The organism is Streptomyces sp. NPDC057616 (assembly GCF_042800575.1).
In the GTDB taxonomy this organism is placed as follows: Bacteria; Actinomycetota; Actinomycetes; order Streptomycetales; family Streptomycetaceae; genus Streptomyces.
Window position 1 is genome coordinate 258,109 of record NZ_JBHVGU010000001.1, and the last position, 12,456, is coordinate 270,564.

The window sequence follows — 12,456 nt, forward strand, 5'->3', positions numbered from 1 at the left end:
CCGCTGTCAGCTCGGCCGTCAGCTCGGCGTCGGTTCCTTCTCGGTCGCCGGCTCCTTGCGCGCGGCCGCCGCCGTGGTGAGTCTCGCCCGCGGTCCCTGGAAGAGGTACGAGAGGCCGAAGCCCGCGCCCACGACCGCGGCGCCGCCCACCGCGTCCAGCACCCAGTGGTTGCCGGTGGCCACGATCGCGGAGACCGTGAAGAACGGGTGCAGCAGGCCGAGCGCCTTCATCCACCACCGGGGCGCGATGACGGCGATCACCACCCCGCACCACAGCGCCCAGCCGAAGTGCAGCGAGGGCATCGCCGCGTACTGGTTGGTGAGCGCGGTGAGGGTGCCGTAGTCCGGCTTGGAGAAGTCCTGGACGCCGTGGACCGTGTCGATGATGCCGAGGCCGGGCAGCAGGCGCGGCGGGGCCAGCGGGTAGAGCCAGAAGCCGACCAGGGCCAGCAGGGTGGCGAAGCCCAGGGACGAGCGGGCCCAGCGGTAGTCGACCGGGCGGCGCCAGTACAGGACGGCGAGCACGCTCAGCGGGACGACGAAGTGGAAGGACTCGTAGTAGAAGTCGTAGAAGCCGCGCAGCCAGTCGACCTTGACCACGGCGTGGTTGACCCAGTGCTCGATGTCGATGCGCAGGAAGCGCTCGATGTCGAGGATCTGGTGGCCGTGGTGCTCGGCGCGCGCCCGCCCGGCCTCGTTGGAGCCGCCGGTCGCCGCGAGCCTGACCTTCTGGTAGGCGGCGTAGGTGACGCGGATGAGCAGCAGTTCCAGCAGCAGGTTGGGGCGGGTGAGGACACGGCGCAGGAACGGCAGCAGCGGGACGTGTCTCCAGCGCGTGGGCACAGGTGCGGCGTACTCGGCCGGGATCGGCGACCGGTAGTAGGGCGAGGTGCGGGACAGGAACGGCACCACGGTCGCCGCGAGGAGGGCGGCGAGCAGAACGATGTCGTCGCGCAGCGTGTAGAGCGACGACATGTTCGGCAGGATCATCTTCGCGGGCAGCGTCATCACCAGCACGACGGCCACCGGCCACACGTACCGGTCCGAGGCCCGCTTGCCGACGCGCCCGACGACCGCGAGCAGCACCCACAGCAGCTGGTGCTGCCAGGTGGTCGGGGACACGGCGATCGCGGCGCAGCCGGTGATGGCGACGGCGAGCAGCAGCTGCCCGTCGCGCGCGTAGTGCACGGCGCGGCGCACGCCGAGCACGGCGACCGCGGCGCCGAGCGTGAAGAAGAGGGCGATCTCCAGCGGGCCGGTCAGGCCCAGCCGCAGCAGGCCGCCGTGCAGGGACTGGTTGGCGAGGTCGTCGGCCGGTCCGCCGAGGCCGGTGCCCGCCATGTGGTGCACCCAGTAGGCGTACGAGTCGTGCGGCAGCGCGGCCCAGGCCAGCGCGGTGCAGGCGGCGGCGGTGACGGCGGTGGAGACGGCGGCCCGGCGGCGGCCGGTGAACCACAGCAGCGGCGCGAAGAGCAGCACGGTCGGCTGGAGGGCGGCGGCGATGCCGATGAGCAGGCCGCTGGTGCGCTCCCCGCGGACGATGAAGCAGCCCACCAGGACGAGCAGTACCGGCAGGATGCTGATCTGGCCGAGCCAGAGCGCGTTGCGCACGGGCAGCGACAGCATCAGCAGGCTGACCGCGACCGGCGCGGCCAGCAGCGAGGCCCGCCTGCTCACGGGTTGCGGCAGCGCACGGGCCGCGACCAGGCCGAGGGCGACGACCAGCAGCAGCGTGCCGAAGGTCCAGCCCCAGCCGAGGGCCTGTGCGGCGGCGCGGGTGAGGGGCTTGAGGACGAGGCCGGCGAACGGTGTGCCGGTGAACTGCGTGGAGTCGTAGAGCGAGCCCTTCACGTGCAGGACGCCGTTGGGTCCGACCCAGGTCTCCAGATCGGTCAGCCGCTCGCCTCTCGGGGTGCTGAGGACGACGGCCACCTGGCGCACGGCGAGGACCGCCGCGATCAGCCACAGGCCCAGGCGTGCCACGCGCAGGCGGCCTCTGACGCCGCCCACGGCCGTCGCTCCGGGGGCTTTCGCCGGTCGCCCGCTGTGCTCCACGTTCGCCACGCCCCGTCGGCCTCCCGCCCCGCTTCTGAGTGCCCCCTGAGGGAGACGCAGGCTACCCCTGCTTCACCTGGCGTCCGTCCTGCTTTTGTCGGAAAGACGATAGTCCGCCGGGGGGTCGGTTGCCTCCGCCGGACGCGAGAAGGATCACAGCAGACCGTCGTCGGAACTGATCGACACCAGGGCATACGAGCCTGTAGCGCGGCATTTACGTGCACTGCGCAACGAGTTGTGTGCGACCCGTAAGGGCGACAGATGCCCCTAAGGTCGCTGTCCGGCCCGCCCGTCATCGCCGCCGCGCGGGCCGCGTCCTTGTCCCCGTCGAAAGGCAGGCGAGCGAAGTCTTGGCGACCGCCACCGTCACCGTCCCACCCGTACGCACCACCCCCGAAGCCACCACCACGACCGACTCCGCCCTGGTCCGCCGCGCCGTGAAGGCGGCCGCTCTGGGCAACGCGATGGAGTGGTTCGACTTCGGTGTCTACAGCTACATCGCGGTGACGCTGGGCAAGGTCTTCTTCCCCTCGGGCAACCCGACCGCCCAGCTGCTGTCCACGTTCGGCGCCTTCGCCGCGGCCTTCCTGGTGCGGCCGCTCGGCGGCATGGTCTTCGGGCCGCTCGGTGACCGGGTCGGCCGCCAGAAGGTCCTCGCGGTGACCATGATCATGATGGCCGCGGGCACGTTCGCGATCGGCCTGATTCCGTCGTACGGCACCATCGGCGTGGGCGCGCCGGTGCTGCTGCTCCTGGCGCGGCTGGTGCAGGGCTTCTCGACCGGCGGTGAGTACGCGGGCGCGTCGACCTTCATCGCCGAGTACGCGCCGGACAAGAGGCGCGGGTTCCTCGGGAGCTGGCTGGAGTTCGGCACGCTGGCCGGCTACATCGGCGGGGCGGGCCTGGTCACGCTGATGACCGCGCTGCTGTCCTCGCACGACCTGGTGACCTGGGGCTGGCGGATCCCGTTCCTGATCGCGGGCCCGATGGGCATCGTCGGCCTGTACCTGCGGATGCGGCTTGAGGAGACCCCGGCGTTCGCCGCCGAGGTCGAGAAGGCGGAGTCGTCCCGGCCGAAGGTGCCGCTGCGCGAGATGATCACGGGCCAGTGGAAGGCCCTGCTGCTCTGCGTCGGCCTGGTCCTGGTCTTCAACGTCACCGACTACATGCTGCTGTCGTACATGCCGAGCTACCTCACCAGCGAGCTCCACTACGACGAGACGCACGGACTGCTGGTCGTGCTCGGCGTGATGGCGCTGATGATGATCGTCCAGCCCTTCGCCGGCGCGCTGACCGACCGCGTCGGGCGCCGCCCGGTGATCGCCGCGGGCTGCGCGGGCTTCCTGTTCCTCTCCGTCCCGGCGATCCTGCTGATCCGCCAGGGCAGCCTGGCCGCGGTCGGCCTCGGCATGGCCGCGCTCGGCCTGCTCCTGGTCTGCTTCACCGCCGCGATGCCGTCCGCCCTCCCGGCCCTCTTCCCCACCCGGGTCCGCTACGGCTCCCTGTCCATCGGCTTCAACGTCTCGGTCTCCCTCTTCGGCGGCACGACCCCCCTGGTCGTCACGGCCCTCATCGGCGCCACCGGCAACATGATGATGCCCGCGTACTACATGATGGCCGCGGCCGTCATCGGCGGCATCGCGGTCTGGTTCATGACGGAATCGGCAGGCCGCCCACTGCCGGGCTCGGCACCGTCGGTGGAGAAGTAGCACCCGCGGGCGCGCGGGGCCGCAGCATCGCGGCCCCACCCGCGACGAAGTCGACCGACCGCCCACTGCCAGAAGCGGCACCTTCGGCGCAGACGTAACACCCGCGGGGCCCGCCGAGCACACGGCCGCGGCATCGCAGCCCCACCAGCGACGAAGTCGACCAACCGCCCACTGCCAGAAGCGGCACCTTCGGCGCAGACGTAACACCCGCGGGGCCCGCCAGGCGCGAGCCGCAGATCCCGGCGTGACCGCAGGACGGCATCGCGGCGACCGGCGGCCTCGGGAGCTCGCCGAGGGCGGAGTCGGCCGACGGACCGCTGTCGGCGTCGGCGCCTTCGACGCCCGCCAGGGGCAGGCAGGCGGTGCCATCGCGACGGTGGCATCGCGGTCCTGCCCGGCCGACCGGCCACCATCTGCGTCGGTCGGCCGTCCGCCGGGGCTAGGTGTCCGGTGAAGTCGTAGCGCGTCGGCTTGGTGGGGCGCTTTCGGACGGGCGAGCGCCTGGGGTGGCCTGGTGCGCGGGTGCTCGCGTTGCCGCCGTACCCGAAGTGCGTCCGCCGCCCCCACCCACCGCAAACTCCCCGAACACGCCCCGGAACCGCCCCCGGCCCCCTGGCGTCTGAAGGCCAGGTCGTGGTGTTGCGGGAGGGTTGGGGAATGGGTCGGTTGCTGCGGGAATGGGGGCGGGTGCGGCTGCTGACGGTCGTGCTCGCGCTGCTCGGGGTCCAGCTGGGCTCGCTCGTCGCTCCCGCGTACGCGTGCGGCTGTGGGGCCGTGATTCCCGGGGCCCGGCAGCAGGTCGGGGTCGACCGGGAGGAGTCCGTCGTCCGGTGGGACGGGCGGCAGGAACAGATCGTGATGAGCCTGACCGTCGGCGGGGACGCCGACAAGGCCGCCTGGATCATGCCCGTACCGCACCGCGCCACCGTCAAGCTCGGCGACCCGGAGCTGTTCACCCAGCTCCGCGCAGCCACCGCCCCCGTCCACCGCGACCGCTACCACTTCTGGCCCCAGGACGGCGACTGGCCGCTCGTCACCGGCGACGACTCCGGCGCCCCGCTCCCCGGCGCCGGCGCCCCGCAGGGCGTCGGCGTGGTCGGCCGGCAGAAGCTCGGCCCCTTCGACGTCGCCCGCCTGACCGCCACCGACCCGGCCGCCCTCGACGGCTGGCTCCACTCCCACGGCTTCGTCCTGCCGGACCGCCTCAAGGACGCCCTCCAGCCCTACGTCGACCAGCGCTGGGAGTTCGTCGCCGTCCGCCTCGCCCCCGACCGCGCGGGCGCCCCGCTCACCGGCACGCTCGACCCGCTCCACCTCACCTTCGCCGCCGCCGGCCTCGTCTACCCGATGCGCCTGTCCCGCCTCGCCCGCACCCCCCAGTCCCTGGGCCTGTACGTCCTCGCCGCGCACCGTATGGAGACCAGCTCCGCGATCGGCGGCGAGCGTCCCCGCGTCACCTACGCCGGACGTGTCGGCACCCACCAGGGCCCGCTGTCCGCACTCGCCAAGGGCGCGCCGTACCTCACCGCGATCGGCCAGGAGTTCCCCCGCCCGTCCTCGATCTCCGGCGACCACCGGCTGCGCCGCGCCTCCTCCGACGCCCCCTTCGAGCAGGTCGTCTACGACGACCACCTGCGCACGGTGGCCGGCCTCCCGGCCTGGCTGCTGACCGCCGTGGGCACGCTCGGGGTCCTGGTGACGAGCCTCGCCGTATGCGCACTGCGCCGCTCCGGACGGCCGAAACCGGCGCATACTGGGGTTCGTTAGGCCGACTAGTTAGAAGCCGTAACGAGCCCTAGGAAAGGCACAGGTGAATGAGCGAGTCGCAGCTGTGGCAGGACGTGGACGACTACTTCACCACCCAGCTCTCGCCGAACGACGACGCCCTCGTCGCGGCCGTGCGCGACAGTGAGGCGGCCGGCCTCCCGCCGGTCGCGGTCACCGCCCCGCAGGGCAAGTTCCTGCACCTCCTCGCCCAGATTCAGGGCGCCCGCACGATCCTGGAGATCGGCACCCTCGGCGGCTACAGCACGATCTGGCTGGCCCGCGCGCTGCCCGAGGACGGCCGTCTGGTCTCGCTGGAGTACAGCGCCCGGCACGCCGAGGTCGCCACCCGCAACATCGCCCGCGCGGGCCTCGACCGGATCGCCGAGGTGCGCGTCGGTCCCGCCCTGGAGTCGCTGCCCAAGCTGGCCGACGAGAACCCGGCCCCCTTCGACCTGGTCTTCATCGACGCCGACAAGGGCAACAACCCGCACTACGTCGAGTGGGCGCTGCGCCTGACGCGCGCGGGCAGCCTGATCGTCGTCGACAACGTCGTACGGCACGGCCGGGTCGCCGACGCGAGCAGCACCGACGCGGACGTCGTCGGCAGTCGCGCCGCCGTCGAACTGATCGCCCGCCACCCGAGGCTGAGCGGCACCGCGCTGCAGACGGTGGGCAGCAAGGGCCACGACGGCTTCGCGCTCGCACGCGTGCTGGCGTGACCCCGGCCGGCCGGCACGGGTCCGCCGCGGCTCAGAACTCGTGGTAGAAGCCGATGTTGACGCTGCGCGGCGCGGTGCGGTCCTGCACGACGATCTCGCCGTTGCCGCCGCGGGGCAGCGCCACGGTCCCGCCGTAGACGAGGGGCTGGGCGTACTCCCCGACGACCAGGCGGACTTCGGACGAGGGGTCGGGCTGCGAGCCGCGCAGCCAGGTGACCTGCCAGATCCCCTCCGGGCCGCACTGGAACTCCAGGTGGACCCGCGAGACGAACAGCCAGTCGTCGGGGGTCACCAGGCGGCACACGGCCTTGTCCCGGCCCACCCGCAGCACGGCACCGGGCTCGCTCGGCGCGTCGGCCATCAGCATTCCTGCCGTGGCCCCCTCTTCCCCGGAGACGGTGGCCATGGTCAGTTCGAGCACGCGCTGCTCCTCATGAAGTGTCGTGACACAGCGGCCGCATACTAAATCGCCCGAGCACATCACGTCCGGCACAATGGAGTCATGACCGAGCGAAAGCCACCGGGCGTCCCGTTCGAGTCCTGGGTCGACAAGCAGATCCGTGACGCCGAGCGACGCGGCGACTTCGCCCAACTGCCGGGCGCGGGCAAGCCGTTGCCCGCCGACACCGCGTACGACGAACTGTGGTGGATCAAGGGGAAGATGGCCCGCGAGGGACTCTCGGCGCTGCCGCCGAGCCTGGCCCTGCGCAAGGAGGCCGAGGACGCGCTCGCGGCGGCCTGCGCGGCCCCTTCGGAGCGGATCGCGCGGAAGATCATCACCGAGGTCAACGTCAAGATCCGGGACATGATGTTCAAGCCGCCGCCCGGCCCCCCGCTGGGAATGAAGCCCTACGACGTCGAAGAGGTCGTACGGCTGTGGCGGGAGCGCCGGGCGCCGGATGCGGACGAGTCGTCCGCGTAGTCACAGCTGGCTGTGCAGGAGCCGTTCCGCCAGCTGCCGGTAGTCACGCAGGGCGAGCCGCAGCTGTTCGGTGTCGGAGTGGGTGACCTTGTCCGCGTCGCCGTCCTGCCAGGAGGTGCGCAGGGTGCGGCGGCGCCGGGTGAGCGCCTCCGTGAAGCGGCCGGCGATCTCCTCGACCACGTGGTCGGCCTCCTCGACGGCCTGCTTGGGGCTGTCGACGAACCCGGAGACGGCGTTGCGCAGCCGCAGTTCGAGCTTGTCGCACTCGTCGTGGGACAGCAGGGCGGTGTCGGTGCCGGTGCCTGACTCCGTAGCTGTGCCGACGGGGTTCTCGCGCTCGGTGAGGTTCGTGCGCCCGGTGGTTCCGGTGCGCCCGGCGGTCTCGTTCTCGATGTCCGTCGTCGACCTGGTGCCGGGTGCCGGTGTCTCGGGGTCGGTCACCTCGTGCGGGGTCGGTGCCACGATCTTGTCGTGTTCCTGTGTGACCCCACGGCCGTGCTCCGGCGTGCTCCCACGGCCTGCGGCGTCACCCGCACCGCGCCCGGTCGTTGCGTCCGTCATCTCGTTCAACTCCCCTTCGCATGACGTCGGTTGAAGGCCCACGGCAGCGGGCTGCGGCTCTCGTGGCGGCCGTCCGCCTGGTCCGCGGCCCGCTCCGAGGTCTGCTCGGTCCGCTCGACGGCACCGTGCCTCTTGCCGGCGTGGCGGTCCGACGTGGTCAGCTGCTCGAACAGCGCGCGGGCCTCGACCATCGCCTCGCGCATCTCCTCCGTGTCGGCCCGGTCGCCGTCCTGCCCGCTCGCGCTGACGCGTGCGACGCGGTGGACGTGCCGGTAGCCGTGGACGTGGTGGGCGTGGTGGACGGAGAGCGCGTCCAGCTGCTCCTCGTACTGGCCGCCGTCCGGGAAGCCGCGCACGGCGGCCAGCTCGGAGAGCAGCCGGTCCGCCTCGGCCACCGCCTCGCGCGGCGCGTCGACGAACCGCTCCTGCGCGGCCGCCCAGCGGGCCTCGAACTCCTCGCGCTGCGCGGGCTCCAGCGGCTTCTCGCGCAGCGAGCCGTGCCGCTCCACGCGCCCGCCGAGCTCCCGCTCGGCCGCCTTGGCGTCCCCGTCGTGCCGGGCCAGCGTCCGGTCGTACTCGGGGCCGAAGCGCCGCTTCAGGTCCCGGCCGCCGTGCGGGCCGCGGTTGCGCATGCCTAGTACGGCCGCGACTGCGATCACGGCCGCCACGATCACGATCAAAGCAATGATCAAGCCAGTGGACATGGATGCCTTCCGATGGGTCGGCTGGATCGGCTGAGCCGGCCCGACGGGCCGGTCCTCGTTCGAGTTGCCCGGAAGACCCCCCTCAAACGGCACGGGTGCGGAGGCGATCCCTCCACCAGGGCGTACGGCCGGCCGACGCGGCGGCGAAGAGGCCGGCCGCCCTCGGCCGCGGTCATATTCGGTTGCGGGCGGTGCGCGGGGTCTCCCGACAATGGCGGGCATGAGCTGGAGCGTCGCCCCCGAGCCCTACGGCTCCCCCGCCGCCCTCGCGCTGTGGCGGGCGTACTACACCGAGGTCAGCGACCGGTGGTACCTGCTGCACGAGCGGCGGCGGACCGACCCGGACGAGCTGGAACGGGAGATCGCCGCCCGCTCGGGCTCCGAACTGGCACCGCCCACCGGACAGTTGCTCGTCGCGCGGTACGAAGGCGAGCCGGCCGGCTCGGCGGGCGTACGGCTGCTGGACGCGGCGACCGCCGAGCTGACCCGGGTGTTCGTGGCCGAGGCGCGGCGCGGCACGGGCGGCGCCGCGCTCCTGGTGCGGGCCGCCGAGGACGCCGCCCGCGAGCTCGGCGCCACGGCCGTCGTCCTCGACACCCGCGGCGACCTCGTCGAGGCCCGCGCCCTGTACGCGCGCCTCGGCTACACGGAGACCGAACCGCACAACGACGACGTCTACGCCGAGCACTGGTTCCGCAAGGACCTCACACGACCTGCTCCGGCGCCCCGCTGTGCGGCTGCTCACGATCCGAGCCGCACAGCTCGTCGTTGAGTTCGGCGACCAGCTGGATGAGGTCGGTGGGCCGGTCCGGGCCCCACCAGTCGCCGAGGAGTTCCGCCAGCGACTCCTCGCGTGCCTGGGAGAGCCGTTCGGCCGCCGCGCGGCCCCGGGCGGTGAGGACGAGGTCCAGGCCCTCGCGGCGGGCCAGACGCCGCTCCTCGACCTGGCGGGCGGCGGCGATGATCACCTGCATCGGCAGCGAGGTGCGCTCGGCGAGCACACCCGGCTCGGCCCAGCCGTACTTCTTGATCCGCAGCAGCAGCCAGCTCGCCGCGGGCTGCAGGTCGTAGCCCGCCCGCTCGGTGATCTTCACGTAGATCTCCCGGCGGCCCTCGCGGGTGCCGAGCACGGACAGCGCGCGGCACACCTCGTCCGCGGAGGAGCGCTCGACCGGGTTGCTGGCGAGCGTCTCCGTGATGTCGGGCGCGGTGACCGAGCCGCGCAGCTTGTCCTCCTTGAGGAACCAGGCCAGCACGAAGCCGAGCAGGGCGACCGGGGCGGCGTACAGGAAGACGTCGGTGATCGACTGCGCGTACGCGTGCAGAGCGGCCGGGCGCAGCGCGGGCGGCAGCGAGCCGATGCCGCGCGGGTCGGCCTCGAGCGCGTCCGGCGAGACGCCGCCGGGCAGCCGGACGCCCTCGAAGGCGGCCGCCAGCTTGTCGCCGAGGCGGCTGGCGAAGACGGTGCCGAAGATGGCCACGCCGAACGAGGCGCCGATGGAGCGGAAGAAGGTCGCGCCCGAGGTGGCGACGCCGAGGTCCTCGTAGGAGACCGCGTTCTGCGCGATGAGCACCAGCACCTGCATGACCAGGCCGAGGCCGAGGCCGAAGACGAAGAAGTCGAGGCTCATCACGGCGGTGGAGCTGTTCTCGTCGAGCCGGTGCAGAAGCAGCAGCCCGATCGTGGTGACCCCCGTGCCGGCGATCGGGAACACCTTCCAGCGGCCGGTGCGGCTGACGATCTGCCCGGACGCGGTGGACGACAGCAGCATGCCGAAGACCATCGGCAGCATGTGCACGCCGGACAGGGTCGGCGTGACGCCCTGGACCACCTGGAGGAAGGTCGGCAGGTAGGTCATCGCGCCGAACATGGCGAAGCCGACGATGAAGCTGATGATCGCGGAGAGCGTGAAGGTGCGGATGCGGAACAGCTTCAGCGGCAGCACCGGTTCGGCCGCCCGGCGCTCCACGGCGACGAACGCCACGCCCAGCACGACGCCCAGCACGATCAGCCCGACGATCTGCCACGAGCCCCAGCCCCAGGTCGTGCCGCCCAGCGAGGCGACCAGGATCAGGCAGGTGGCGACCGCGGCGATGAGCAGGGTGCCGAGGTAGTCGATGACGTGCCGGGTGGACTTGCGCGGGATGTGCAGGGCGGTCGCGATCACGGCGAGCGCGACGACGCCGACCGGCAGGTTGACGTAGAAGACCCAGCGCCAGCTGAGGTGTTCGGTGAACAGGCCGCCGAGCAGGGGTCCCAGCACGCTCGTCGCGCCGAAGACGGCACCGAACAGCCCTTGGTAGCGGCCGCGTTCACGGGGTGAGACGACGTCCCCGACGATCGCCATCGACAGCACCATCAACCCGCCGCCGCCCAGGCCCTGCACCGCCCGGAACGCGATCAGCTGCGGCATGTTCTGTGCCATTCCGCACAGCGCCGAGCCGATCAGGAAGATCACGATCGCGGTCTGGAACAGCTTCTTGCGCCCGTACTGGTCGCCGAGCTTGCCCCACAGCGGCGTCGCGGCGGTCGAGGCCAGCAGATACGCGGTGACCACCCAGGACAGGTGCTCCAGACCGCCGAGGTCGCTGACGATGGTGGGCAGCGCGGTCGACACGATGGTCTGGTCGAGGGCGGCGAGCAGCATCCCGAGGAGCAGCGCGCCGATCGAGACGAGCACGTTCCCGGACACGTGTTCCTGGGCGGCGCTGCCCCGCTGCGGGGGCTCGGCGGGCGGCTGTGCGTCTCGCACATCTCCCGTCATACCGTGCGCATCCCCGGCCATGAAGACCTCCCGACGCTCTCGTTACAGGTCCATGGTGATCGGTGTGACCGGTTATGGCCTGTCGAGTCCACTTGGAACGCAATATTCCGGGGGCCGGTGGCAACGGCCGCTAAATGATCTGGATAACCTCTGGAGTTCGCGAGGGGAGCGTGTGAAGGGAGGGACGAACACGTGACAGACCCGACAGGTCACCAGTGCCCGGAGTGCGGTGCGCCCAGAGGGGCGGACAACACCCCGTCCTGCGGCTGCACACGGCGGGCGTCCGACGCCCTGCGCGACGCCCGCACGGCGGAGCAGGCCGCGGCGGAGGACTTCGATCCGCTGCGCATTCGGCCGTACGTGGAGCTGGAGCACGACGAGGCCGCGCAGACGGCGGCCCCCGTCGCGCCGGCCGAGGCGACGATGCCGCTGCGGGCCGTGCCCGCCGAGACGCCGAGCCCCGCCGACCTGCGCCTGTTCGAGGGGGCGGGCCCGGAGGCCGCGTACGCCCGCGCGGACGAGGCGCCGAAGCGGCCGCGCGGCAGACGCCGCACCGTGCTGCTCGGCGCGGGCGGGGCCGTGGTCGCGGTGATGGCGGCGGCCGGGCTGGCCAGCGGGCTGTTCTCCTACGAGAAGCCGTCGCGGGACGGCGCACTCCCCGACGACGTACGGGCGAGCGTGCCGGACGCGTCGACGAGCGCGGAGTCCGCGCCGTCGCCCGAGAACGCGCTCTCGGGCCGGACGTCCGCGCCGTCGTCCGCGACGCCGACGCCGACCGGCAGCACGAGCCCGTCGCTCTCGGCGTCGCCGTCCGCTTCCTCGTCGTCCTCGGCGAGCACCTCGCCGGCCCCGTCCGGCTCGGCCGGCCGGCCGTCCACCACGGCCACCGAGACCCCCAGCCTGGGACCGTCCGGACGGCAGCCGACCTCGGCGCCGGTCCTGCGGTCCGGCTCGCAGGGCCCGGAGGTGACGGAACTCGAGCAGCGCCTGACCCAGCTCGGCCTCTACACGAGAAAGCCGCGCGGCTTCTACGACAAGTGGGTCGAGAACGCGGTCAGCCGGTACCAGTGGGCCCGGGGCATCCAGGGGGACGAACAGGGGGTCTACGGAGCGCAGACACGGGCACGCCTGGAGTCGGAGACGCGGGAGCCGTAGGGAGCGCGGGCGGGCTGCTTTCGGCCAGTGCGACGCCGGCCGGCTTTCAGCCCGTCCGGCACCATCGCCTTTCAGCCCGTCCGGCGCCCGCCGCCTCAG

11 protein-coding genes are annotated in these 12,456 nt (G+C 72.5%); 6 read left to right on the top strand and 5 right to left on the bottom strand.

Annotated features, from left to right (window positions below):
* Positions 1 to 18: 18 nt before the first annotated feature.
* Positions 19 to 2,064, bottom strand: coding sequence for a bifunctional glycosyltransferase 87/phosphatase PAP2 family protein (locus tag ACFU97_RS01200; RefSeq protein WP_384249170.1), 2,046 nt, complete (start codon positions 2,062 to 2,064; stop codon positions 19 to 21).
* Between the two features lie 341 nt (positions 2,065 to 2,405).
* On the opposite strand from ACFU97_RS01200, the gene proP reads away from it, so the two are divergent.
* From proP to ACFU97_RS01215, 3 genes are all read left to right on the top strand, one after another.
* Positions 2,406 to 3,764, top strand: coding sequence for a glycine betaine/L-proline transporter ProP (proP, locus tag ACFU97_RS01205; protein WP_384249173.1), 1,359 nt, complete (start codon positions 2,406 to 2,408; stop codon positions 3,762 to 3,764).
* Positions 3,765 to 4,421: 657 nt separating this feature from the next.
* The gene (locus ACFU97_RS01210) at positions 4,422 to 5,531 is read left to right on the top strand and encodes a DUF2330 domain-containing protein (protein WP_384249176.1); all 1,110 of its coding nucleotides are present in this window, start codon (positions 4,422 to 4,424) and stop codon (positions 5,529 to 5,531) included.
* Positions 5,532 to 5,578: 47 nt separating this feature from the next.
* Positions 5,579 to 6,250 carry an O-methyltransferase gene (locus ACFU97_RS01215; protein ID WP_384249178.1) on the top strand — a complete coding sequence of 224 codons (672 nt, stop codon included), beginning with the start codon at positions 5,579 to 5,581 and terminating at the stop codon, positions 6,248 to 6,250.
* 31 nt (positions 6,251 to 6,281) lie between these two features.
* Here ACFU97_RS01215 and ACFU97_RS01220 read toward each other — a convergent pair whose 3' ends face one another.
* The gene (locus ACFU97_RS01220; protein ID WP_384249180.1) at positions 6,282 to 6,671 is read right to left on the bottom strand and encodes a hypothetical protein; all 390 of its coding nucleotides are present in this window, start codon (positions 6,669 to 6,671) and stop codon (positions 6,282 to 6,284) included.
* An 81-nt stretch (positions 6,672 to 6,752) separates the two neighbouring features.
* Here ACFU97_RS01220 and ACFU97_RS01225 point away from each other — a divergent pair, with 81 nt between their 5' ends.
* Entirely contained in the window at positions 6,753 to 7,172 is a 420-nt protein-coding gene (locus ACFU97_RS01225) for a DUF1992 domain-containing protein (protein WP_384249183.1), read from the top strand.
* Here the strand turns inward: ACFU97_RS01225 and ACFU97_RS01230 are convergent, their stop codons facing one another.
* Together ACFU97_RS01230 and ACFU97_RS01235 are read right to left on the bottom strand one after the other, a co-directional pair.
* Positions 7,173 to 7,733 carry a hypothetical protein gene (locus tag ACFU97_RS01230; RefSeq protein WP_384249186.1) on the bottom strand — a complete coding sequence of 187 codons (561 nt, stop codon included), beginning with the start codon at positions 7,731 to 7,733 and terminating at the stop codon, positions 7,173 to 7,175. It lies immediately after the preceding gene.
* A gap of 5 nt (positions 7,734 to 7,738) precedes the next feature.
* Entirely contained in the window at positions 7,739 to 8,437 is a 699-nt protein-coding gene (locus ACFU97_RS01235) for a hypothetical protein (RefSeq protein ID WP_384249188.1), read from the bottom strand.
* 220 nt (positions 8,438 to 8,657) lie between these two features.
* On the opposite strand from ACFU97_RS01235, the gene ACFU97_RS01240 reads away from it, so the two are divergent.
* Complete coding sequence (locus ACFU97_RS01240; RefSeq protein WP_384249190.1) at positions 8,658 to 9,209, top strand: GNAT family N-acetyltransferase; 552 nt, start codon at positions 8,658 to 8,660, stop codon at positions 9,207 to 9,209.
* Here the strand turns inward: ACFU97_RS01240 and ACFU97_RS01245 are convergent.
* Positions 9,142 to 11,223, bottom strand: a complete 2,082-nt coding sequence (locus ACFU97_RS01245) for a DHA2 family efflux MFS transporter permease subunit (protein WP_384249192.1) — start codon at positions 11,221 to 11,223, stop codon at positions 9,142 to 9,144. The genes ACFU97_RS01240 and ACFU97_RS01245 overlap by 68 nt on opposite strands.
* A gap of 171 nt (positions 11,224 to 11,394) precedes the next feature.
* Here ACFU97_RS01245 and ACFU97_RS01250 point away from each other — a divergent pair, with 171 nt between their 5' ends.
* Complete coding sequence (locus ACFU97_RS01250; RefSeq protein WP_384249195.1) at positions 11,395 to 12,357, top strand: peptidoglycan-binding protein; 963 nt, start codon at positions 11,395 to 11,397, stop codon at positions 12,355 to 12,357.
* Positions 12,358 to 12,456: the final 99 nt, after the last annotated feature.

Excerpts from the sequence above, each read along its gene's own strand:
- ACFU97_RS01215 (WP_384249178.1), top strand. The coding sequence starts at position 5,579 with ATGAGCGAGTCGCAGCTGTGGCAGGACGTGGACGACTACTTCACCACC.
- ACFU97_RS01235 (WP_384249188.1), bottom strand. The coding sequence starts at position 8,437 with ATGTCCACTGGCTTGATCATTGCTTTGATCGTGATCGTGGCGGCCGTG.
- ACFU97_RS01210 (WP_384249176.1), top strand. The coding sequence starts at position 4,422 with ATGGGTCGGTTGCTGCGGGAATGGGGGCGGGTGCGGCTGCTGACGGTC.
- ACFU97_RS01240 (WP_384249190.1), top strand. The coding sequence starts at position 8,658 with ATGAGCTGGAGCGTCGCCCCCGAGCCCTACGGCTCCCCCGCCGCCCTC.
- ACFU97_RS01245 (WP_384249192.1), bottom strand. The coding sequence starts at position 11,223 with ATGGCCGGGGATGCGCACGGTATGACGGGAGATGTGCGAGACGCACAG.
- ACFU97_RS01230 (WP_384249186.1), bottom strand. The coding sequence starts at position 7,733 with ATGACGGACGCAACGACCGGGCGCGGTGCGGGTGACGCCGCAGGCCGT.
- ACFU97_RS01225 (WP_384249183.1), top strand. The coding sequence starts at position 6,753 with ATGACCGAGCGAAAGCCACCGGGCGTCCCGTTCGAGTCCTGGGTCGAC.